This window comes from Rhizobium changzhiense (assembly GCF_013087625.1).
Taxonomy (GTDB): domain Bacteria; phylum Pseudomonadota; class Alphaproteobacteria; order Rhizobiales; family Rhizobiaceae; genus Rhizobium; species Rhizobium sophorae.
Genome location: NZ_JABFCQ010000002.1, coordinates 567,976 through 586,087, shown reverse-complemented (window position 1 = coordinate 586,087; position 18,112 = coordinate 567,976). Strand labels below are relative to the sequence as shown.

Here is an 18,112-nt window from a genome sequence, read left to right as displayed (position 1 = left end):
AGCCGGCCCGGTTGTGTTCCGGACCGTCATGGCATTGATGAGGCCGAGATTTGTGGTGTCAGCGAATCCGCTTGGCGGCCGGTTCCGGCACCAGTTCGCCGTTGAGGCGACGGTCGAGATAGTCCTCGCATTCGCCCATCAGCGTTTCCACCTGGCCATTGAAGAAGTGGTTGGCGTTGGCAACGGTGCGGTGGGTGATGAGGATGCCCTTCTGGGTCTTCAGCTTCTCGACCAGGCCGTTGACATCCTTTTCCGGGGCCACCTTGTCGGCCTCGCCGTTGATGATCAGGCCGGAAGACGGGCAGGGCGCCAGGAAGGAAAAGTCGTAGGTGTTCGGCTGCGGCGCGATCGACATAAAGCCTTCGATCTCCGGCCGACGCATCAGGAGCTGCATGCCGATCCAGGAGCCGAAGGAATAACCGGCGACCCAACAGGTCTTCGAATCGGGATGCAGGCTCTGCACCCAGTCGAGGGCCGAGGCGGCATCCGAGAGCTCGCCGGCGCCGTGGTCGAATTCACCCTGGCTGCGGCCGATTCCCCGAAAATTGAAGCGCAGCGTCGTGAACCCGCGCTTCTGGAACATATAGAAGAGCTGGTAGACGATCTGATTGTTCATCGTGCCGCCGAACTGCGGATGCGGATGCAGAATCAGGGCGATGGGCGCGCTTTTTTCCTTGGAGGGCTGGTAGCGGCCTTCAAGACGGCCGGCTGGGCCGTTGAAAATAACTTCGGGCATTGGTACTCCGGGTTTTATTTCGCGTTCGCGCGGCGTTGGACGACAACATGACTTGACTAGTGTTGTCAGCTTTTCTAAAACGCAGTTTAGAACAATTCGAAACTTGCATGGCGATCCACGCATCGTGGAATGTGTCATAAGGCAAGCCCGGCGGAAATTTCAAGAAAAATGAACCGCTGATGCTGAAGCAAGCTCGTCAAGCGCAGGACTGAAGATCATGGCGCCGCCACGCCTTTATCTCGACTGGAACGCCACAGCGCCGCTGCACCCCACAGCACGCGCGGCGATCATGCGCGCCATCGATATTTTCGGCAATCCAAATTCCGTTCACGGCGAGGGCCGGGCCGCCCGCGCCGCCATCGAAGGCGCACGGCGCAAGGTAGCAGCACTTGTCGGTACCGATGCCGGCAATGTGGTCTTTACCAGCGGCGCGACTGAGGCCGCCAATCTCGTGCTGACGTCGGATTTCCGCATGGGCCGCACGCCGCTTCGGCTTGGCCATCTTTATTTTTCGGCGATCGAGCATCCTGCGGTGCGCGAAGGCGGCCGCTTCGCCAGAGAGAAGATGACGGAGATCCCGGTGACGAAAGCCGGCATCGTCGATCTCGACGCGCTCGGCCGCCTGCTCGATGCGCATGACAAGGCCGCCGGCCTGCCGATGGTCGCTATCATGCTCGTCAACAACGAGACGGGCATCGTCCAGCCTGTGGAGGCAGCGGCAAGGATCGTCCACGCTTACGGCGGGCTCTTCGTCGTCGACGCCGTGCAGGCGGCCGGTCGCATCGCGCTCGATATCGAGAAGATCGGCGCCGACTTCATGATCGTTTCCTCGCACAAGATCGGCGGGCCGAAGGGGGCCGGCGCGCTCATTGCGCGCGGCGAGGCGCTGATGCCCAGACCGCTGATCCAGGGCGGCGGGCAGGAGCGGGGTCACCGCTCAGGGACACAGAATTCGCTGGCGCTGATCGGCTTCGGCGCGGCAGCAGAAGCGGCGGCCGACGAACTTGAGGCGCGCAATGCGGCAATCGGCGCGTTGCGCGAGCGGCTCGAAGCCGGCATGCGTGAAGCAGCAGCCGATGTGCTTATCCACGGCGAGGGTGGTGAGCGTGTCACCAATACGATCTTCTTCACCCTGCCGGGGCTGAAGGCCGAGACCGGACAGATCGCCTTCGATCTCGAAGGCGTTGCACTTTCCGCAGGTTCGGCCTGCTCATCGGGTCGGCTTGGCGAAAGCCACGTGCTGACGGCGATGGGACGTGATGCCAAGCTCGGGGCGCTGCGCATCTCGCTCGGCTTTTCGACGACGGAAGAGGATATCGACAGGGCGATTGCGGCTTTCGCAAAGATCGCCAACCGGCGCAGGTCGGCTGGGGAGGCGGCGTGCCCGCTGTCAAAACTTGCGGAAACGCAAATTTCTGCTTGCCAATCGGGCTGAAAAGTCCCTTTTGGCCTCTTACATGAGGGGCAAGATAATTGCCCAAACGCTACAAGCTGCCGGACCTTGTATCCGGCGAGATTGGAGAATGAGATGGCTGCCGTGCAGGAAACAATCGACCAGGTGCGCCTGATCGATGTGGATCAGTACAAATACGGTTTCGAGACCGTCATCGAGATGGACAAGGCGCCGAAAGGCCTGTCCGAGGACATCATTCGTTTCATTTCGGCGAAGAAGCAGGAGCCGGAATGGATGCTGGAATGGCGTCTCGAGGCCTATCGTCGCTGGCTGACGCTGGAAGAGCCGACCTGGGCGCGCGTCGACTATCCGAAGATTGATTTCAACGACATCTATTATTACGCCGCGCCGAAGAGCACGCCGGGTCCAAAATCGCTCGACGAGGTCGATCCGGAGCTGTTGAAGGTCTATGAGAAGCTCGGCATCCCGCTGCGTGAGCAGGAGATCCTTGCCGGCGTCGAGAAGCCGAAGATCGCCGTCGACGCCGTTTTCGACAGCGTCTCGGTCGTCACCACCTTCAAGGCAGAGCTGAAGAAGGCCGGCGTGATCTTCATGTCGATCTCGGAAGCCATCCGCGAGCATCCGGAACTGGTGCAGAAGTACCTCGGCTCCGTCGTTCCGACGAGCGACAACTACTATGCGACGCTCAATTCGGCAGTCTTTACCGACGGTTCCTTCGTCTTCGTGCCGAAGGGCGTTCGCTGCCCGATGGAGCTTTCGACCTATTTCCGCATCAACGAGAAGGGCACCGGCCAGTTCGAGCGCACGCTGATCATTGCGGAAGAGGGCGCCTACGTCTCCTATCTCGAAGGCTGCACGGCGCCGCAGCGCGACGAAAACCAGCTGCACGCTGCCGTGGTCGAGCTGGTTGCGCTCGATGATGCCGAGATCAAATATTCGACGGTGCAGAACTGGTATCCGGGCGACAAGAACGGCAAGGGCGGCATCTACAACTTCGTCACCAAGCGCGGCGATTGCCGCGGCGACCGTTCGAAGATTTCGTGGACGCAGGTCGAAACCGGCTCGGCGATCACCTGGAAATATCCATCCTGCATCCTGCGCGGCGACGACAGCCGCGGCGAGTTCTACTCGATCGCCGTGTCCAACGGCCATCAGCAGATCGACAGCGGCACCAAGATGATCCATCTCGGCAAGAACACGTCGAGCCGCATCGTTTCCAAGGGCATTGCCGCCGGTGTTTCCAACAACACTTATCGCGGCCAGGTTTCGGCTCACCGCAAGGCGTCGAACGCGCGCAACTTCACCCAGTGCGATTCGCTGTTGATCGGCGACAAGTGCGGCGCCCATACCGTGCCCTACATCGAGGCGAAGAACTCGACGGCGCAGTTCGAGCATGAAGCGACGACCTCGAAGATCTCCGAGGATCAGCTGTTCTACTGCCTGCAGCGCGGCATCCCGACCGAAGCGGCGATCGCGCTGATCGTCAACGGCTTCGTCAAGGAAGTCCTGCAGGAGCTGCCGATGGAATTCGCCGTCGAGGCGCAGAAGCTGATCAGCATCTCGCTGGAAGGCTCGGTGGGCTAAGCACAGGCCCGTCATCCTCGGGCTTGTCCCGAGGATCTACGCACCTATGCGGAAAGTCACGTCGGAGCAGTAGGACGATTACAATTGAAGGCTTAGATCCTCGGGACAAGCCCGAGGATGACGGATTGAGACCGGTGCGAACGGTCTATCAGGCGGCACTTGAACCCGCTTTATGAACAGGAAGAACGAGATGCTTGAAATCAGAAACCTCCATGCCCGCATTGCCGAAGACGGCACCGAGATCATTCGTGGCTTGAACCTGACGGTGAAGGCCGGCGAAGTTGCCGCGATCATGGGGCCGAACGGCTCCGGCAAGTCGACGCTCTCCTACGTCCTGTCCGGCCGCAGCGACTACGAAGTCACCGAGGGCGACATTCTCTACAATGGCGAGAGCATTCTCGAGCTCGATCCGGCCGAACGCGCCGCCAAGGGCATCTTCCTGGCCTTCCAGTATCCGGTCGAAATTCCGGGCGTTGCCACCATGCAGTTCCTGAAGGTGGCGATGAACGAGCAGCGCAAGGCGCGCGGCGAGGACGAGCTGACGACGCCGGATTTCATGCGCCGCGTCAAGGATGCCGCCGGCAAGCTGCAGATCAATACCGAGATGCTGAAGCGTCCGCTGAACGTCGGCTTCTCCGGCGGCGAGAAGAAGCGCGCCGAAATTCTGCAGATGGCGCTGCTCGAACCGAAGCTCTGCGTGCTTGACGAAACCGATTCCGGCCTCGACATTGATGCGCTGAAGATCGTCGCCGATGGCGTCAACGCGCTGCGTTCGCCGGATCGCGCCGTCGTGGTCATCACCCATTACCAGCGCCTGCTCGACTATATCGTGCCGGATACCGTCCACGTGCTCTACAAGGGCCAGGTGATCAAGTCGGGCGACAAGACGCTGGCACATGAGCTGGAAGCCAACGGCTATGCCGATATCATCGGCACGGCGGCCTGAGTTCGGGTGGAAAGGACGACGTCCATGAATATGCAGACGACGAGCCGCCTGACGGCGGCCGAGACGGCGCTGATCGAGGCCTTCAACCAGCAGATCGGCGAGCTGCCGGGCAATGGCGCGGTGACGGCACTGCGCGACCGGCTTCTCGACGACCTGAAGAAGGCCGGCCTGCCGACGCGCCGCATCGAGGCGTGGCACTATAGCGACCTCAAGAACCTGCTGCGCACTGTCCCGCAGCAGGCGGGCGATGCCGGCTGGCAGGCTTTGGAGCCGCTTGTTGCCGACTCCACGGTGCTGGCGGTGATCCAGGGCCATTCCAACCAGAAGGCGACGGTCGACGGTCTTGGCGTTTCGGCCTATTCCGAACGTCTGCTTGACGGTTCTGCCGCAGGCGGGCTCGATGCGCTCGGCAGCGACGACGCGGTCGGCCGCATCAATGGCAGCTTCGTGCGCGACGGCTATGTCGTCGACGTGCCTGCCGATACCGAGCTTGAAAACCCGCTCGAAATCCAATTCATCCATGCCGGCGGGCAGACACATACGCGCCTTCCCGTGTCCTTCGGTGCCGGTGTCAAGGCGACTGTCATCGAGCGTCACCGCACGGTGACCGGTGATGCAGCACTGGTGTCCCATGTCAGCGACATCACGGTCGGCGAAGGCACGGAACTGACCTGGATCTTCCTGCAGCAGCAGGGGGCCGATGATACGCATCTCGGGCAGATCCGCATCGATCTCGGGGCTGACGCCAAGCTCCGGCTTTTCGTCATCAATGCCGGCGGCAAGCTGGTGCGGCAGGAGCTGCATATCAAGGTGACGGGCGAGGGCGCCGACCTGACGCTGCGCGGCATCAACCTGCTCGGAGCAGAAAGCCATACCGACGTGACGATGGTGCTCGGCCATGACGTGCCGAATACCGGCTCGACAGAAGTCATCCGCAACGTCGTCTTCGACCGCGCCAAAGGCGTCTTCCAGGGCATGATCCGGGTGGCGCCCGATGCGCAGAAAACCGATGCCAAGATGGCCTGCAACACGCTGTTGATGTCCGACGATGCCGAATTCTCGGTCAAGCCCGAGCTCGAAATTTTCGCCGACGACGTGCAGTGCGGTCACGGCGCGACGGTGACTGATATTGACGCCAACCATCTCTATTACATGATGGCGCGCGGCATTCCGGAGAACAAGGCGCGAGCGATGCTCGTCAACGCCTTCGTCGCCGAGATCGTCGAGGAACTGGAAGACGAAGCCCTGGTCGAGGCGCTGGAAGGCGTGATTTCGGCCTGGCTCGAAAAGCACGCCTGATCGGATATAGCAATGGACAAGATAGCGCCGGCCACGCAATACGACGTCGAAGCCATCCGCCGGGATTTCCCGATCCTGGCGGAAAAGGTGTATGGCAAGCCGCTGGTCTATCTCGACAACGGCGCATCGGCGCAGAAGCCGCAGGTGGTGATCGATGCCATCTCGCATGCCTATTCCCATGAATATGCCAATGTGCATCGCGGCCTGCACTATCTCTCGAATGCGGCGACGGACGCTTATGAGGGAGCGCGCGAGAAGGTCCGCCGCTTCCTCAATGCGCCTTCGGTGAACGACATCGTCTTCACCAAGAATTCGACGGAAGCGATCAACACCGTTGCCTATGGCTGGGGCATGCCGAAGATTGGTGAAGGCGACGAGATCGTGCTCACGATCATGGAGCACCATTCCAACATCGTGCCCTGGCATTTCATCCGCGAGCGGCAGGGGGCCAAACTCGTCTGGGTGCCGGTCGACGACGAGGGCGCTTTCCATATCGAGGATTTTGAAAAGAGCCTGACGGAGCGCACCAAGCTCGTCGCCATCACCCATATGTCGAATGCGCTCGGCACGATCGTTCCGGTCAAGGAAGTCTGCCGGATCGCGCATGAGCGCGGCATTCCGGTGCTGATCGACGGCAGCCAGGGCGCCGTGCATCTGCCTGTCGACGTGCAGGATATCGATTGCGACTGGTACGTGATGACCGGCCACAAGCTCTACGGCCCGTCCGGCATCGGCGTGCTCTACGGCAAGAAGGAGCGGCTTTTCGAGATGCGCCCGTTCCAGGGCGGCGGCGAGATGATCTTCGAAGTCGCCGAAGACGTGGTTACCTATAATGATCCGCCGCATCGCTTCGAGGCCGGCACGCCGCCGATCGTGCAGGCGATCGGGCTGGGTTATGCGCTCGACTATATGGAGAAGATCGGCCGCGAGGCGATCGCCAGCCATGAAGCCGATCTTGCCGCCTATGCCTTCGAACGTCTCAGATCGGTCAATTCGCTACGCATGTTCGGGACGACGACGGAGAAGGGAAGTATCTTCTCCTTCGAACTTGCAGGCATTCATGCCCATGACGTCTCGATGGTGATCGACAGGCAGGGTGTTGCGGTCAGGGCCGGCACGCATTGCGCCATGCCGCTCTTGAAACGCTTCGGCGTCACCTCCACATGCCGTGCATCCTTCGGCATGTACAATACCCGCGCCGAGGTCGATGCCCTGGCCGATGCGCTTGATTATGCGCGCAAGTTCTTTGCTTGAGGAGTGTCCGTGATGAGCCTGGACGAAAGCGAACAGAAGATCGACGTGCGCGAAGGCATCGTGCATTCCAGCATTCCGGCCGATGAGCTGGCGCGGCTGAGCGACGACGTTATCAGCGCGCTGAAGACCGTCTACGATCCTGAGATTCCTGCCGACATCTTCGAGCTCGGTCTGATCTACAAGATCGACATCGAGGACGACCGGATGGTGAAGATCATGATGACGCTGACCGCACCCGGCTGCCCGGTGGCCGGCGAGATGCCCGGCTGGGTCGAAAACGCCGTCGGCGCTGTCGAAGGCGTGTCGGGCGTCGAGGTTGCCATGACCTTCGATCCGCCGTGGACGCCGGACCGCATGTCGGAAGAGGCGCAGGTCGCGGTCGGCTGGTACTGACATCCCGCGGTGCTGGGACTGACATCCCGCGGTATTGATCCGTTTACGAACGGGTACTACATTTGAGTCACGATGCGCCGGATCTTGACCCCGGTGGCAGAAGGAGAATGGGCCGATGGGCTTTGCAATCATGAGCATGACGGACGGTGCTGCGGCTCGCGTCAAGGCGATCGTCGAGAACTCGGGGCCGGAGGCCAAGGGCGTGCGCGTCGGCATCAAGAAGGGCGGCTGCGCCGGGATGGAATATACCATCGACCTGGTGACCGAGCCCAACGCCAAGGACGACCTGATCGAGCGCGACGGTGCCAAAGTCTGGGTCGAGCCATCGGCAGCTCTCTATCTGCTCGGCACCGAGATGGGGTTCGAGACGACGACGTTGCGCTCCGGCTTTACCTTCACCAACCCGAACCAGACATCGGCCTGCGGCTGCGGCGAATCCGTCGAGCTGAAACCTGCCGATCTCGCAGCCCTTGCCGCCCAGCGCCAAAGCGCGCCGGCGCATTCCTGATAGGATCTGGTTAGCCTCTTCGGGGCCGTGTCGGTGTCTTTTATGGGTGAGCAAAGCGAGGCGCCGCACCGCATGCTCCGTCCTGTTCAGCAGAACCCGTCACAAGAAACGATGGTGCGCGTTGCGTATCGATGTTAGGTACGAGACAACACGGCAGCCGTGAGGGTTGTTGCCGGCCAGCCGAACACCGAGGTTCGTGGAAAATATAGGATCCGGATTCAAGCGCTCGTAACGTCCGGTGCTGAGGAGTTCATCTCGTTCGGCGAAAAATGTTGCCCTCAGGTGCTTTTCCGCGGCTGTTGAGATCGGCTTTGCTCCCTGAATGATTTCGAGTTTGCACGAACGTCTTGATTTGCCATCATGGGGTGGATACTCGGCTTCCACGACCACGAAACGAGATTCAGGAACCTCCCAGCGCTGTTCAGTCACCTGGTATCCAGGTAAAAGTGGAAAGGGCACCCTGGGATCCGTTACCGGGGCTACTGTCTTAACGTCGCGCCCAAGGTCGCGTAATCCTGTTGCATCAAAGTCTTTGCCCGTCTCTACGGCAATTCGACACCGTGTGAACAGATCACGCCAAACGCTGGAAAGGTCTTCGCTAGCGCTGGCACTGGTTATCAGGGCTAAATTCAGAAGAACTGACAAGGTAAATGCGGCGCAAGCGGAATTCTCTCCCTAAGGGATATATGAGCCCCTGATCGGAGCATTACGCTAGGCTGCTGATTTCGTAACGGCCACGGCCAGTACGTGGATCGGCACAAGTGTGATGTAAAACAGTATTATAACAGCGCCACGACTTTGAGGATCGTGCTTAGTCGCGCTTGATGCTCATCAGCATTTCCCACATGTCGGCGCCAGTCTCGAAGACAACGGCGTTTGCCTTATAGCTCTGTTCGGCTTCAATCAGGTCCGTCAGTTCGGTAGCGGGATCGACACCCGACGCCGTCGGGCTGACGACGGCCTGGACGCGGCTTGCTTCAATAGAAGTGAGGCTGGTGTTCAGCCTAGCATAGCCCGGAGTGCTGCTGTTTGCGATGTTGTTGGCAATTGCGCCGACACGTGTGGTCTGCGCCCGCATTCCCGAAAGAGCAATGCTCGTAATACCCGATATGCTCATCAGCCGTTTCCCCAGAACTGGATGAAATTCTTCTACATGCAAGGGCTTAGAGAATGTTGAAGGCGTTGCGTTAGCAAAGACCTATAGATGCGCGCGCCTTGCCGCTGCATCTGTTCCGGATTGGTACGGAACGGGAGGCGGCAGAACCATGGAGCAGTCGCTATCGCGACGCCACCCAGTCGTGCCAATCGCTCTCGCTGCCGTTGAAGACGTTGAGGTCGATCTTGCCGTCGACCCCTTCGGAGAGGCCGGAGCCGGAATATTGCCAGAAGACCCACTTGCGGCCGGGGTAGACCTTGGAGGGGTGAGCGGCCACCGAGCGCAGCCAGAAGGGATAGTTGAGCAGCTGACCCTTCAAATTGTCGCGGTAGAAATCCGGCGCGGTATAGATGATCGGGCGCTGGCCGTAATGGCGCTCCAGCTTGTCCATGAAAACCTGCATCTTTTCCCGAACACGTGCGGGGGAGATGCGCCTCTTGCAGCTCGATTCGCCGTTCCATTCGACGTCGATGACGGGCGGAAGAGCGTTGGCTTCCCTCGGCACGTTGCGGATAAACCAGTCGGCCTGCTCACCGGCTGTCCGGCACCAATAGAAGAAGTGATAGGCGCCGTGTTTCAGGCCGGCTTCCTTGGCCCGGCGCCAGTTCTTCTTGAACATCGGATCAAGGTGATCGCCGCCGTCGGTCGCCTTGATGTAGACGAAGTTCGCGCCTTGCCGCCGCAACGTCTCCCAGTCGATCTCGCCCTGCCAGCGCGACACATCGACGCCGTGCACGGCAAGCTTTCTCGGCGAAGTGGAGCCGAAGTTGATCGGCTTGGCATCGCGGAAGCGGTGGCCGTAAATTTGCCCGCGTGTCGGCGATCTGGTGCCGACATCGGGCATTGCATTGCCGGCGGGATTGGACGGCATCAGCAGCGCGACCGGCTTATCTGTCGGCAGCGGCATTCCGACCGGCCTGTCGGCGGGCACGAGCGCCTGCGGCTCGGGAACTTGTCCAGCCCAGCTCAACGCCTGCTGCGGCGGGCTTGCCAGCGGCGCGGAAACGCCCACCGCGGCGGCAGGAATCGGGCCGCTCGGCTGGGCGATGGCATTAGTCGTTTCCGGTGACGGCACATTGCCCAGCACATCTTCGGCGCCAGAACTGGCAGCGCATCCCGAGAGGATCAGGGCGGCGAGGAGGATTGCTGGCACTGCCGATGGACGCATAAGAACCTGCACGCAAAACAAGGGATCGACGGTGATCCACTCTGATGGAAGCCGCCTTTCTGAATTGCTAACAGAGACTTGCTAAGAAAGGTTAAATTTGATCCTTGTGCCCGGAAATCCTCCATGTCGATGTCGCCATTCTCTCGCACCTCCGTCCGAAACAGCCTCAGCGACTGGCTCTCATACCCGCAATCAGAATATCGATGAGTTGCCTTGCCGCATCCCGCCAGGCGGGGCCACAGCTGATGCTCGCGCCGCCGGCCAGCGCGCGCAGGATATCGAGCGGGTCCATCGCCAGACGGATTTCGCCGGTGGCGACTGCGCGATCCACCAGCAGATTGACGGCGCCTACGATCAAATCGGCAGAATCGGCATAGAGCTCGGAGGTGCCGCCGACCAAAGAATCCAGTACCTCGGACATGCCGCGTTTCGTCACGACATAATCGACGAACTGCACCAGCCACAGGCGAAGCGCTTCGACAGGCGGATGTGTCTCGGCAAGGCTTTTTGCGGCAGCGGCAAGCTGCGTCGTCTCGTTGCGGTAGATGGCGGAAACCAGTGCATCACGCGTCGGGAAATGGCGATAGAGTGTGCCGATGCCGACGCCGGCGATCCGGGCGATTTCCTCCAGGCTGGCGCTGGAACCCTTGTCGGCAAAGACGGTCTTTGCCGTTTCCATCAGCAGAAGACGATTGCGTTCGGCATCCGCACGCGGCTTTCGGACGGTGGACCCGTCACTTTTTTCGGCCATTTCCGAGAGGTCCCCTTGATAAACGGAGGCGCCCTCCGTATTTATCTGGAGGCATCCTCCTTTTATTCCATTTGAGGCCGGTGGGCAATGGTTCACCAGTCCGGAGCGGTGCGTCCATGATCAAGGAGATAATCATGAGTGGATTTTTTGGCGCGACATCAACCACCGACGAGGTGCTCGCCGGCGTTGATCTCAAGGGCAAGCGTGTTCTGGTGACGGGTGTTTCGGCCGGGCTCGGCGTGGAAACCGCGCGTGTGCTGGCAGCCCGTGGAGCGCAGGTGGTGGGTACGGCACGTGACCTCGCAAAGGCGAGGGCGGCAACGGAAGTCGTGCGCGCGGGTGCCGCCAATGGTGGCAGCCTTGATATCGTCGAGCTCGATCTTGCTTCTCTGGCAAGCGTGCGCGCCTGCGCCGATGCGCTCATTGCGGATGGCCGCCCCTTCGATGTCGTCATTGCCAATGCCGGCGTGATGGCCGCTCCCTTCGGGCGCACCGCCGATGGTTTCGAAACGCAGTTCGGCACCAACCATCTCGGTCATTTCGTGCTGGTCAACCGCATCGCACCGCTCGTCAAATCGGGTGGACGTGTGGTGATCGTCGCATCCTCGGGCCATCGCATGGCTCCGTTCAGCCTCGAAGACCTCAATTTCGCGAGCAAGACCTATGAGCCTTGGGCGGCCTATGCCCAGTCGAAAACCGCAAATGTCCTGTTCGCGGTGGAACTCGACCGACGCTTCCAGGAGCGCGGCATCCGTGCGACGGCACTGCATCCCGGCGGCATCAACACCGAGCTCGGCCGTCATCTCGAGCCTGACATGATCGAAGGTATGATAGCGCAGATCAACGCAGCACTCGCCGCCGAGGGCAAGCCGCCCTTCCAGTGGAAGACGATCCCGCAGGGTGCCGCTACCTCCGTCTGGGCAGGTTTCGTCGCCCCGGCAGACGTGGTCGGCGGCAGATATTGCGAAAACTGCCACGTCTCCGAAGTGACGGATGCAGAGATCAGCCCGATTTCCGAAGGCGTGCGTCCCTACGCGCTCGATCCCGAGACGGCCAGGGGCTTGTGGGCCAAAAGCGAGGATATGGTCGGCGAGCGCTTCTAGGCGGTAAACCGCACACACTTTGGTGCTGACAGAGGAGAGCAGGGGTACTGGGAAACTGGTGCCCCTGCCGAGGAATTGAACCCGGATCGGCTGCAAACCCGTCCACTGCTCTTACGTTGAGCTATGCCGGGCGCGGAGTCTTTATCGTCCATTCCAGCGGCTCTTTGCCGATCGCCGCCGTTCAGGCCTTGATGTCGAGGCCCGCTTCGACTGCGGCGGCGATGAATGCCTTGCGTGCACCCTCGCCGGTGCGCTTGCCCTTGATAACGTCGGCGCAGATCAGCAGCGCCTGGTCGAGTGCGGCACCGTCTTCCGTCGGCCAGTCCTCGATCATCGCCCAGGAGGCGGCCTGGGTGTTATCGATGGTCACGTATTGGCCGGGCTCTTCGAGGGCGATGAGCACAGGCTTCGACCAGGGCGCCTGCATTCTTGCTTCGCTTGGATCCTGGGGCATGAGATGACTTCCTTCGCGCATTTCCATCAGAATTAGGAAAGCCCCTCCCATGATGGAAGGGGCTTGGATTGTCCAGCCTTTCGCTACTGCATCAGGCTTGACCGCTACTCGGCGGCCTCTGCGTAGGCCTCCACCGGCGGGCAGGTGCAGATCAGGTTGCGGTCGCCATAGACATTGTCGACGCGGTTGACCGGCGACCAGTATTTGTCGACGCGGAAGGCGCCGGGCGGGAAGCAGGCCTGTTCTCGGCTGTAGGGGCGATCCCATTCGCCGACGAGATCTTCCACCGTGTGCGGGGCGTTCTTCAGCGGGTTGTTCACCTTGTCCATGCGGCCGTCCTCGATGGCGCGGGCTTCCTCGCGGATCGCCAGCATCGCCTCGCAGAAACGGTCGAGTTCGGCCTTGGTCTCGCTTTCCGTCGGTTCGATCATCAATGTGCCGGCGACCGGCCAGCTCATGGTCGGCGCATGGAAGCCGCAGTCGATCAGGCGTTTGGCGACGTCGTCGACGGTGACACCGGAGCTGTCGACCAGCGGGCGGGTATCGATGATACATTCATGCGCCACACGGCCGGCCTCCGATTTGTAGAGCACGTCGTAGGCGCCCTTCAACCGGGTGGCGATATAGTTGGCGTTGAGGATCGCCACCTTGGTCGCCTGCGTCAGGCCTTCGCCGCCCATCATTAGGCAATAGCTCCAGGAGATCGGCAGGATCGAGGCCGAGCCGAAGGCAGCGGCCGAGACCGCACCCGAGCGGCCGTCGGTTTCGGGATGGCCGGGCAGATAGGGAGCCAGATGCGCCTTAACGCCGATCGGGCCCATGCCGGGTCCGCCGCCGCCATGCGGGATGCAGAAAGTCTTGTGCAGGTTCAGGTGGCTGACGTCGGAGCCGATGTCACCGGGACGGGACAGGCCGACCATGGCGTTCATATTGGCGCCGTCGAGATAGACCTGGCCGCCGTGCTCATGCACCAGATCGCAGATTTCCTTGACGGTCTCCTCGAAGACGCCGTGCGTCGAAGGATAGGTGATCATGCAGCAGGAGAGGTTTGCCGCATGCTGCTCAGCCTTGGCGCGGAAATCGTCGAGATCGATATCGCCGTTTTCACGCACCTTGACGACGACGACCTTCATGCCGACCATCTGGGCCGAAGCCGGGTTGGTGCCGTGCGCCGAGGTCGGGATCAGGCAGACGTCGCGATGGCCGTCGCCATTGGCGATATGATAGTTGCGGATGGTCAGCAGGCCGGCATATTCGCCCTGCGCACCGGAATTCGGCTGCATGGAGAAGGCGTCGTAACCGGTGACGGCGCAGAGCTTTTCGATCAGGTCGTCGATCATCTCGCGGTAGCCGAGCGCCTGGTCTGATGGCACGAAGGGATGGATGTCGGAAAATTCCGGCCAGGTGATCGGCAGCATTTCCGCCGTGGCATTCAGCTTCATCGTGCAGGAGCCGAGTGGGATCATCGAGCGGTCGAGCGCCAGATCCCGGTCGGAGAGCCGGCGGATGTAACGCGTCATCTCGCTTTCGGCGCGGTTCATGTGGAAGATCGGATGGGTGAGGTAATCGCTGGTCCTGAGCAGGCCCTTCGGCAGACGGTAGGAAGGCTCGAAATCGGCGATAGTGAAATTGCCGCCGAAGGCGCGCCAGACTGCTTCGAGCGTCGCGGGCCGGGTGCGTTCGTCGAGGCTCATGCCGACTTTGGTTTCGCCGACCTTGCGCAGATTGACGCCTTCGGCGACGGCGGCGCGCAGGATGAGGCCCTGCATATGGCCGACATCGACGGTGATGGTGTCGAAGAAGGTCTCGGGTTCGACCTTGTAACCGAGCTTTTCCAGGCCCTTGGCCATCAGCACGGCCTTCTGGTGCACCTGCTGGGCGATCGCCTTGATGCCCTTCGGGCCGTGGAAGACGGCGTACATCGAGGCCATGACGGCCAGCAGCACCTGGGCGGTGCAGATGTTCGACGTCGCCTTTTCGCGGCGGATATGCTGTTCGCGGGTCTGCAGCGACAGGCGATAGGCGCGGTTGCCGCGGGCATCGACGGAAACGCCGACGAGGCGGCCGGGCATGGAGCGCTTGATGGCATCCTTGACCGACATGTAAGCCGCATGCGGGCCGCCGTAGCCGACCGGGACGCCGAAGCGCTGCGAGGAGCCGACGGCAATATCGGCACCCATTTCGCCGGGCGATTTCAACAGCGTCAGCGCCAGGATATCGGCGGCGACGATTGCGATGGCGCCGGTCTGATGCAGGCGGGAAATCAGGCCGGTAAAATCATGCACATGACCGTGCGTGCCGGGATACTGGAAGATCGCGCCAAAGACGTCGACAGGATCGAGATCGGTGAAAGGATTGCCGACGATGACGCTCCAGCCGAGCGGCTCGGCGCGAGTGCGGATGAGGGCGATGGTCTGCGGATGGCAGTCGGCATCGACGAAGAAGGCCTTTGCCTTCGACTTGGCGACGCGCTCGGCAATCGCCATGCCTTCGGCGGCGGCGGTCGCCTCATCGAGCAGCGAGGCGTTGGCGACGTCGAGGCCGGTAAGGTCGCAGATCATCGTCTGGTAGTTCAACAGCGCTTCCAGGCGGCCCTGGCTGATCTCCGGCTGGTAGGGCGTATAGGCGGTGTACCAGGCCGGGTTTTCCAGGATGTTGCGCTGGATGACTGGCGGCGTGATGGTGCCGTAGTAACCCTGGCCGATCAGCGAGACCAGCACCTTGTTCTTGTTAGCGGTCTCGCGCAGCTTGTCGAGCGCCTCGCGCTCGGTCATCGGCGCGCCCCAGACGAGCGGCGCCTTCTGGCGGATCGAGGGCGGCAGCGTCGCGTCGATCAGGCCATCGAGGCTGTTATAGCCGATCACCTTCAGCATATCGGTCATCTCGGCCGGCGAGGGGCCGATATGGCGGCGATTGGCGAAATCGTAGGGCTGATAGTCGGTGAACTGGAATTCTGTCGGCGTCGTCATTACGCGGTGAGCTCCTTGTAGGCCGCCTCGTCGAGCAGGCCATCGGCGTCCGCAGCATTTGCCAGCTTCAGCTTGAAGAACCAGCCGGCGCCCTGAGGATCGGAATTGACCAGCGAGGGATCGGCAACGATCGCCGGATTGACCTCGGTGATCTCGCCATCAAGCGGACAATAGACGTCGGAAGCAGCCTTGACGGATTCAACGGTCGCGGCATTGCCGTTCTTGGAGAAGGTCGCGCCGACTTCCGGCAGTTCGACAAAAACCAGATCGCCGAGCTGTTCGACGGCATAAGTCGTGATGCCGACCGTTGCAACGCCGCCTTCGATCTTCAGCCATTCGTGTTCTTCGGTAAATTTCAGCATTGTTCGTCCTCTCTGGAAAAGGTTTAGCGTTTGTAGGTCGGGGTAACGAAGGGCAGGGCGCTGACGGTAATCGGCAGATATTTGCCACGCACCTCGGCATAGACGAGCGTGCCTGCCGCAGCATGGGAGAGCGGCACATAGCCCATGGCGACGGGTCCTTCGACGCTGGGGCCGAAGCCGCCCGAGGTGACCTCGCCGATTTCGATCTTGCCCTCGGCATCGGCATAAAGCTTGGCATGGCCGCGCACCGGCGCCTTGCCTTCCGGCTTCAGGCCGACGCGGCGGCGGGCAGCGCCGTTTTCGAGTTCGGACAGGATGCGGCCGGAGCCCGGGAAGCCGCCGGCACGCGCACCGTTGCCGCGCCTTGCCTTCTGCATGGCCCATTCCAGCGCCGCCTCGACCGGCGAGGTGGTCGTGTCGATGTCGTTGCCGTAGAGGCAGAGACCGGCTTCGAGGCGCAGCGAATCGCGGGCGCCGAGGCCGATCGCCTGGACATCGGGATGTTCGAGCAAGCGCATGGTGACATCCACGGCCTTGTCTGATGGAATCGAGATCTCGAAGCCGTCCTCGCCGCTATAGCCGGAGCGCGAGACCAGACAGGAAACATCGTGCAGGCGGCAGTGGCGCACGTCCATGAACTTCATCGCAGCGACGTCGGCCCAGAGTTCGGCGAGAACCGCGACTGCGCGCGGCCCCTGCAGCGCGATCAAAGCGCGGTTGAGAAGGGTGACGTCGCACTGGTCGCCGATATGGGCCTGCAGATGGGCGAGATCGGCCTCCTTGCAGGCGGCGTTGACGACGACGAAGAGGTGGTCGTCGAGATGGGCGATCATCAGATCGTCGAGAATGCAGCCGGTATCATCGGTGAAGAAGCCATAACGCTGGCGACCTTCGGCAAGGCCTAGGATGTCCACCGGCACCAGCCTTTCGAGCGCCAGCGCCGCATCCTCATAGCTGCCCGACTTCGCCTTCACGATGACCTGGCCCATGTGGGAGACATCGAAGAGGCCGGCCTCAGTGCGGGTATGAAGATGTTCCTTCATCACCCCTGAGGGGTATTGCACCGGCATGTCGTAACCCGCGAACGGCACCATGCGGGCGCCGAGCGAAAGATGCAGGGCATGCAGCGGGGTTTTCTTCAGGGCAGCAGTATCGTCCAAAAGACGCCTCCGGGGTTTGCGCCTTCTCGCGAAGGCGCGGGCTCAAATCTGAAGGCGCGGCTGCGCACTTCTCTCCTGAGCCCCCTCTGTCCCTTTGCCTGAGATTGTTATCCCTTCGGCGAGCGTTTCGAGAACGCTTCTCTCCAGAGTTCCGTCTGCCCCTTGCTGGTCCTTTTGCCTGAGAGTTTCCGGGGCGGTTGCTCCTTCGGCACCGGTGGCGAAAGCACCGGCTTCTCCCAACAAGGTTGGCGCAATTATCCGGCGGGTGCAGCGCTTGGCAAGGCCAAATGTCGTCACCGGACAATTTTTTGTCGCCATATGCCGGCTGAGCCCTAATCTGCGGCAATCTGCTTTTGCATTTCACCGGGAAACCGGCTATCGCGACATGCTGTTGAAGGGGATCTCATGCGGCAGACCGGACTGAAAGCGACGCTCTTCCTGCGCATGCTTTGCGCATTGAGCTTGGCTTTGCTCGGCCTCGCCCATCAGGCGCCGCAGGCTGTCGCCTCCGAAGGCTACGATAGCGCGGCCTATGTGCTGCCCGACGGCACTTTCGCCTCGCTCTGCATTACCGTGAAGGACGCCGACGGCAAGACCTCCGCCTTCAAACCGAATTGCGAAGCCTGCCGGCTGTCGGCCTCCGTCATCCTGCCGATGCCGGATGCGGGCTCCTGGCTCGAGCGCAAACTCGCCTCGCTGATCAACGCGCCGATCGAAATCTCAGCCGTTGCCGATGCAAGTGCTGTCAGCCGGCCGAATTCCCGCGCGCCTCCCATCCTCGCCTGATCTGCCTTCGCAATCATGAGCAGCATGCCGGTCCGCCCGAGAGAAGTCCGCGGCCGGCGAGGAGACATC

At 61.5% G+C, this 18,112-nt stretch carries 18 protein-coding genes and 1 riboswitch; of the genes, 9 read left to right on the top strand and 9 right to left on the bottom strand.

Annotation, left to right across the window (positions count from 1 at the left end):
* Nucleotides 1–58: 58 nt before the first annotated feature.
* Nucleotides 59–736: an alpha/beta hydrolase gene (locus G9X68_RS12275; protein WP_003559715.1), complete on the bottom strand. Its 678-nt coding sequence runs from the start codon at nt 734–736 to the stop codon at nt 59–61.
* Nucleotides 737–953: 217 nt separating this feature from the next.
* On the opposite strand from G9X68_RS12275, the gene G9X68_RS12270 reads away from it, so the two are divergent.
* The 7 genes from G9X68_RS12270 (at nt 954) to sufA (ending at nt 8,134) form a co-directional block, all read left to right on the top strand.
* Nucleotides 954–2,171, top strand: a complete 1,218-nt coding sequence (locus G9X68_RS12270) for a cysteine desulfurase family protein (protein ID WP_171602575.1) — start codon at nt 954–956, stop codon at nt 2,169–2,171.
* 93 nt (nt 2,172–2,264) lie between these two features.
* Nucleotides 2,265–3,734, top strand: coding sequence for a Fe-S cluster assembly protein SufB (gene sufB, locus G9X68_RS12265; RefSeq protein ID WP_168317039.1), 1,470 nt, complete (start codon nt 2,265–2,267; stop codon nt 3,732–3,734).
* A 190-nt stretch (nt 3,735–3,924) separates the two neighbouring features.
* On the top strand, nt 3,925–4,680 hold the full coding sequence (gene sufC, locus G9X68_RS12260) for a Fe-S cluster assembly ATPase SufC (protein WP_018445225.1): 756 nt from the start codon (nt 3,925–3,927) through the stop codon (nt 4,678–4,680).
* A gap of 24 nt (nt 4,681–4,704) precedes the next feature.
* Nucleotides 4,705–5,979 (top strand): Fe-S cluster assembly protein SufD, encoded by a 1,275-nt coding sequence (gene sufD / locus G9X68_RS12255; protein WP_171602574.1) that lies wholly within the window; start codon nt 4,705–4,707, stop codon nt 5,977–5,979.
* Between the two features lie 12 nt (nt 5,980–5,991).
* On the top strand, nt 5,992–7,233 hold the full coding sequence (locus tag G9X68_RS12250; RefSeq protein ID WP_171602573.1) for a cysteine desulfurase: 1,242 nt from the start codon (nt 5,992–5,994) through the stop codon (nt 7,231–7,233).
* Between the two features lie 12 nt (nt 7,234–7,245).
* Entirely contained in the window at nt 7,246–7,626 is a 381-nt protein-coding gene (locus tag G9X68_RS12245; protein ID WP_003559708.1) for an SUF system Fe-S cluster assembly protein, read from the top strand.
* A gap of 115 nt (nt 7,627–7,741) precedes the next feature.
* The gene (sufA, locus tag G9X68_RS12240; protein WP_171602572.1) at nt 7,742–8,134 is read left to right on the top strand and encodes a Fe-S cluster assembly scaffold SufA; all 393 of its coding nucleotides are present in this window, start codon (nt 7,742–7,744) and stop codon (nt 8,132–8,134) included.
* A 99-nt stretch (nt 8,135–8,233) separates the two neighbouring features.
* On the opposite strand, the gene G9X68_RS31860 is transcribed toward sufA, so the two are convergent.
* The 4 genes from G9X68_RS31860 to G9X68_RS12220 form a co-directional block, all read right to left on the bottom strand.
* Nucleotides 8,234–8,563, bottom strand: coding sequence for a hypothetical protein (locus G9X68_RS31860; RefSeq protein WP_244956153.1), 330 nt, complete (start codon nt 8,561–8,563; stop codon nt 8,234–8,236).
* 382 nt (nt 8,564–8,945) lie between these two features.
* A complete protein-coding gene (locus G9X68_RS12230; RefSeq protein WP_171602571.1) occupies nt 8,946–9,251 on the bottom strand; it encodes a flagellar basal body rod protein FlgC in 306 nt (101 codons plus the stop codon).
* Nucleotides 9,252–9,411: 160 nt separating this feature from the next.
* Nucleotides 9,412–10,458, bottom strand: a complete 1,047-nt coding sequence (locus tag G9X68_RS12225) for a glycoside hydrolase family 25 protein (RefSeq protein ID WP_171602570.1) — start codon at nt 10,456–10,458, stop codon at nt 9,412–9,414.
* Nucleotides 10,459–10,624: 166 nt separating this feature from the next.
* Complete coding sequence (locus G9X68_RS12220; RefSeq protein ID WP_171602569.1) at nt 10,625–11,209, bottom strand: TetR/AcrR family transcriptional regulator; 585 nt, start codon at nt 11,207–11,209, stop codon at nt 10,625–10,627.
* A 134-nt stretch (nt 11,210–11,343) separates the two neighbouring features.
* Between G9X68_RS12220 and G9X68_RS12215 the strand changes: the two genes are divergently transcribed.
* Nucleotides 11,344–12,312, top strand: a complete 969-nt coding sequence (locus G9X68_RS12215) for an SDR family NAD(P)-dependent oxidoreductase (protein WP_171602568.1) — start codon at nt 11,344–11,346, stop codon at nt 12,310–12,312.
* 181 nt (nt 12,313–12,493) lie between these two features.
* Here the strand turns inward: G9X68_RS12215 and G9X68_RS12210 are convergent, their stop codons facing one another.
* The 4 genes from G9X68_RS12210 to gcvT form a co-directional block, all read right to left on the bottom strand.
* Complete coding sequence (locus G9X68_RS12210; protein WP_171603061.1) at nt 12,494–12,739, bottom strand: DUF982 domain-containing protein; 246 nt, start codon at nt 12,737–12,739, stop codon at nt 12,494–12,496.
* Between the two features lie 131 nt (nt 12,740–12,870).
* The gene (gcvP, locus tag G9X68_RS12205; RefSeq protein WP_171602567.1) at nt 12,871–15,735 is read right to left on the bottom strand and encodes an aminomethyl-transferring glycine dehydrogenase; all 2,865 of its coding nucleotides are present in this window, start codon (nt 15,733–15,735) and stop codon (nt 12,871–12,873) included.
* A complete protein-coding gene (gene gcvH, locus G9X68_RS12200; RefSeq protein WP_003539971.1) occupies nt 15,735–16,097 on the bottom strand; it encodes a glycine cleavage system protein GcvH in 363 nt (120 codons plus the stop codon). Before gcvH ends, gcvP begins: the two co-directional genes overlap by 1 nt.
* 23 nt (nt 16,098–16,120) lie before the next feature.
* Nucleotides 16,121–17,257 (bottom strand): glycine cleavage system aminomethyltransferase GcvT, encoded by a 1,137-nt coding sequence (gcvT, locus tag G9X68_RS12195; RefSeq protein WP_171602566.1) that lies wholly within the window; start codon nt 17,255–17,257, stop codon nt 16,121–16,123.
* Nucleotides 17,258–17,413: 156 nt separating this feature from the next.
* Nucleotides 17,414–17,506: riboswitch (glycine riboswitch) on the bottom strand.
* 156 nt (nt 17,507–17,662) lie between these two features.
* Between gcvT and G9X68_RS12190 the strand changes: the two genes are divergently transcribed.
* The gene (locus tag G9X68_RS12190; RefSeq protein ID WP_171602565.1) at nt 17,663–18,043 is read left to right on the top strand and encodes a hypothetical protein; all 381 of its coding nucleotides are present in this window, start codon (nt 17,663–17,665) and stop codon (nt 18,041–18,043) included.
* Nucleotides 18,044–18,112 lie beyond the last annotated feature (69 nt).

Coding starts and splice junctions, on each gene's coding strand:
- gcvP (WP_171602567.1), bottom strand. CDS start 15,735: ATGACGACGCCGACAGAATTCCAGTTCACCGACTATCAGCCCTACGAT.
- sufD (WP_171602574.1), top strand. CDS start 4,705: ATGAATATGCAGACGACGAGCCGCCTGACGGCGGCCGAGACGGCGCTG.
- G9X68_RS12225 (WP_171602570.1), bottom strand. CDS start 10,458: ATGCGTCCATCGGCAGTGCCAGCAATCCTCCTCGCCGCCCTGATCCTC.
- gcvH (WP_003539971.1), bottom strand. CDS start 16,097: ATGCTGAAATTTACCGAAGAACACGAATGGCTGAAGATCGAAGGCGGC.
- G9X68_RS12190 (WP_171602565.1), top strand. CDS start 17,663: ATGCGGCAGACCGGACTGAAAGCGACGCTCTTCCTGCGCATGCTTTGC.
- G9X68_RS12215 (WP_171602568.1), top strand. CDS start 11,344: ATGAGTGGATTTTTTGGCGCGACATCAACCACCGACGAGGTGCTCGCC.
- G9X68_RS12250 (WP_171602573.1), top strand. CDS start 5,992: ATGGACAAGATAGCGCCGGCCACGCAATACGACGTCGAAGCCATCCGC.
- G9X68_RS12275 (WP_003559715.1), bottom strand. CDS start 736: ATGCCCGAAGTTATTTTCAACGGCCCAGCCGGCCGTCTTGAAGGCCGC.
- G9X68_RS12230 (WP_171602571.1), bottom strand. CDS start 9,251: ATGAGCATATCGGGTATTACGAGCATTGCTCTTTCGGGAATGCGGGCG.
- G9X68_RS12270 (WP_171602575.1), top strand. CDS start 954: ATGGCGCCGCCACGCCTTTATCTCGACTGGAACGCCACAGCGCCGCTG.
- sufA (WP_171602572.1), top strand. CDS start 7,742: ATGGGCTTTGCAATCATGAGCATGACGGACGGTGCTGCGGCTCGCGTC.
- sufB (WP_168317039.1), top strand. CDS start 2,265: ATGGCTGCCGTGCAGGAAACAATCGACCAGGTGCGCCTGATCGATGTG.
- G9X68_RS12210 (WP_171603061.1), bottom strand. CDS start 12,739: ATGCAGGCGCCCTGGTCGAAGCCTGTGCTCATCGCCCTCGAAGAGCCC.
- G9X68_RS12220 (WP_171602569.1), bottom strand. CDS start 11,209: ATGGCCGAAAAAAGTGACGGGTCCACCGTCCGAAAGCCGCGTGCGGAT.
- G9X68_RS12245 (WP_003559708.1), top strand. CDS start 7,246: ATGAGCCTGGACGAAAGCGAACAGAAGATCGACGTGCGCGAAGGCATC.
- sufC (WP_018445225.1), top strand. CDS start 3,925: ATGCTTGAAATCAGAAACCTCCATGCCCGCATTGCCGAAGACGGCACC.